This is a genomic window from Corynebacterium sp. ACRPS (assembly GCF_022346005.1).
Taxonomy (GTDB): Bacteria; Actinomycetota; Actinomycetes; order Mycobacteriales; family Mycobacteriaceae; genus Corynebacterium.
Window position 1 is genome coordinate 1 of the sequence record NZ_JAKRMY010000034.1, and the last position, 3,158, is coordinate 3,158.

The following is a 3,158-nucleotide window of genomic DNA, read 5'->3' on the forward strand; positions in this document are numbered from 1 at the left end:
CAACGAGACTGCGTCGCGCTTGAACTGCTCGGTGTAGGTCTTGCGTGGCATGGTGGAAAGGTACCTCACTTCCCCAGCGAGATGCTGGTTTCAAGGTGTCCACCATCTGGGGGTCAGGTCCATTCCCCCGGGGCTCAAGATAGGAAAGCGTATAAGCAATTAAAGCGAGTGTTGGATATATCTTTTTAAACGCAATAGGGTCTCTAGAATCCGCAAGATGGAAGATTTCCGGATCCACTACGCTTCGATTTGGTGCCTGAATTCTCGTTACGATGAGGCGATTCCATAACCGAGAGTGATGGGCTGCGATATTTCTGGTGTAGTTAAAATTTCTTATCCAACTAGCTAACACATTGCCTTGAAGCGTCCCGAATGCGGGAGCAATACTATTCTTTACATTTTTTGGCAGGAATTCGAATAACTTAGACACGCTACCAAAATCTAGGATCTCCGTCGCTACCCAAATCGGAAGTTCTTCCCCATAGCGCTCCATATGATGACGGATAAAATCCTCACTGCGAGCCCGTTTTAGCTGTTTCTTATAATTCTCTTGCCAATAGCTGTAAGAATCTTGCTTACTTCGACGAGGAACGCGCTCACACTCCTTTTTATCCAGAAGTGAACGGCGTAAGTGAATAAACCCGTCTATTTCGCCTGCAAAATAGGCGATCTTAGTCCGCAATTGGATTTCGATTTGACCTAATGCTTCAAGGAGCAAAAGTCGTAAACGGCTATCAAAATCATAAAGAGCGAGTGCCTGTTCAAAAGAATGATTCGGCTCGAATTCATCGTACCGGTAATTGAATTTAGTTGTACGTAGATATTTTGGTTTATTCTTCCTGAAAGGATACCAATAAGCCGAAAGACGGTAATATCCAATTTTTCCTAAGGCGCGGATAGCATTAGCTGGATCTTCGATAACAAGCTTTCGATCCTCTAGGAGTGCTAGTTGTTGTTCGAAGGTTAAATGGGGCTTGTTGTATTTTTTCACTATTTTACCCCCATAAAAATGAAAACCACACCATCACAATTTTCATTGTGAGCGGATGTGGTGTGTGTAGATATGAGTATACAGATTTACATCTGGACGTCAAGTAAATACATGCAAATCACGTCAAATACTAAAACATTGATAGCAATCAGCTTAGATAGCCCTATTTAGAATGTTTAATCTACGAGAGTGTCGAAAATAGCTTTCAATAACTCTAGTCGAATAAGCCAAGCGTGATGGGCAACGTGATCACCTCGTAGTTGGAGTCCCCTACGGAAGGCCGTTCTTGATACCGCGAAGCGCGTTAGCAAGGCGGAAGACCAACATCGTTTAAATCAGTCGGAGCTGACTCCCGTTTGGTCCGACCTACAGGAACGACTTCGCCGCACGCGGGGTGATCTCAATCGACCAATCCACACTCGTCCGCTAAGTCCTGCAGCGAGATTGTGTCCAATTCTCCGCGTCGTGCTGCTTCGGCCTCGGCTTCAAGCGCATACACATACTCAAGTTCATCTAGGTAGGAATCTAGGGCCTTGCGAAGATAGAAGGCCCCTGTCCGTCCAGTTCGCGAAGCAAGCGCATCTAAGTGCTCCTTTTGCTTCGCGTCAACGCGAAAACTGATCACTGACTCGCTCATGTAAACACGCTTACAACAAGTTAACGGATTTGTACACCCCGTGAGCATTGTCCGCGCCTTGCAGTCCCCCACCTGGTGCCGTTGACTTCATGCACGCCAATAGGAACTGCCTGGGCGTTTTAGCGGTAGCCGAATCAAGAAATAAGGGAAACCTCGTCGAGTCGCCTTAAGATGACATACCGCTCTGCGTAGCGGCACCGTAGATCTGTCAAGAGCGTGTTGAAATCCGTATCCCAGGGCGCTCCCAGTTCCGCCGACTTTTCTCTCATGGTTTGTAATAGATCGATGCCCATGTCGCGGCCGACCCTCGTCGAATCTAGGTAAGTTGCAACATCGTCGCGAACAAAAGGAAGAACCTGCGCCGGGAGGTCATCAAGAAATCGGTGCGCCATCGACTCTTCCATTCCCGCCTTAACGACGGTGCTCCAGGCAAGTTCAGGGTCTTCAAGGCACAAGTGCTGGAACATGGCCAAATCCCATGACTTATTCCCCAACAAGCGTTGTATATGCGCCGCAGCTTCCACCTTGTCGGCGGCAACTGCATAGAGTTGCTGAGCGGACGACAGCTCCGGGTACGTATCGAATACTGTCCGGGCAACGCGTTCCGAATGTTCGGGAAAATACTCCCTGGCAAGCACAGCCCAACCCGAGGCTATATTTCGGGTTTCCTCCACGGCGCACTCGTTAACCGCCTTCTCGGACCAATCAAAGGCAAGATCATAGCGGCGGATGTCACAAAGACCGGCAATGATCTCCGTATAGCGCGTAGCCGCACTTCCCTGCAAACCATGGGTTCGAAGAACGGCTTCAGCAGTGCCTTCAAGCACCGCTAGCCGACGCCCCACGTAGCCACCGCCCTGTTCCGCCGCATACCACGAGCGGATGCGGGCCACGCCCTCTTCCCCGAGAGCAGGTGCCAAATAGACTGGGTCAAGGTCAATTTCTTCTACCGAAAGAATCTCGTTCATTCGTATGAACCAGTCAGCCAAAGCGCTACCGGAATAACTAGCTCGCTGCGCCGCGGAGGGAACTACCCGCGCCAAGACTTCGCCGGCATCCCTTACAGCATGGGCATAATCATTGACCCTAGGGATAGTCTTGAGGACCTCTTCTACTGCATCTAGAGCAACAAGCACGATATCGGATGGACTCGGCGGCACGATGCCAGAAAGTTGTGCAGGATCCTCTACTGCCTGTTCTAAAAACTCAGCAGCTTCCAATATGCGGTCGCTGTAGTACACGCTCCGAGCACCTTTGTACAGATCGGGATCATTAGACCGGACAAGCCCGGTTACCGCCTGTGCAAGAGTTCTCATGAAATCCAGTATAGAAAATTCTGGGATCACACAGAAGAGGAGCAAGGCCACCAGTAAATTGGTAACCTTGCTCCTCTCGAAATAAACACTATTTTGTTGTTTTGTTGTTTGGTGTCGGCGGTGACTTACTCTCCCACAACCTCCCGGTTGCAGTACCATCAGCGTGTACAGGCTTAGCTTCCGGGTTCGGAATGGGACCGGGCGTTTCCCTGTA

At 49.7% G+C, this 3,158-nt stretch carries 3 protein-coding genes and 1 rRNA gene; all 4 read right to left on the bottom strand.

From position 1 onward, the window contains the following. A partial coding sequence (locus MHX65_RS11385) for an Abi family protein (RefSeq protein WP_239270162.1) occupies positions 1 to 991 on the bottom strand: 991 nt, incomplete at its 3' end. Between the two features lie 400 nt (positions 992 to 1,391). Then, positions 1,392 to 1,676, bottom strand: coding sequence for a type II toxin-antitoxin system RelB family antitoxin (gene relB / locus MHX65_RS11685; RefSeq protein WP_441303176.1), 285 nt, complete (start codon positions 1,674 to 1,676; stop codon positions 1,392 to 1,394). A gap of 86 nt (positions 1,677 to 1,762) precedes the next feature. Continuing rightward, complete coding sequence (locus tag MHX65_RS11390) at positions 1,763 to 2,944, bottom strand: hypothetical protein (protein WP_239270163.1); 1,182 nt, start codon at positions 2,942 to 2,944, stop codon at positions 1,763 to 1,765. Between the two features lie 112 nt (positions 2,945 to 3,056). Beyond that, positions 3,057 to 3,158 (bottom strand): 5S ribosomal RNA (gene rrf, locus MHX65_RS11395); the annotation flags it as partial.

Coding starts and splice junctions, on each gene's coding strand:
- relB (WP_441303176.1), bottom strand. CDS start 1,676: ATGCTCACGGGGTGTACAAATCCGTTAACTTGTTGTAAGCGTGTTTAC.
- MHX65_RS11390 (WP_239270163.1), bottom strand. CDS start 2,944: ATGAGAACTCTTGCACAGGCGGTAACCGGGCTTGTCCGGTCTAATGAT.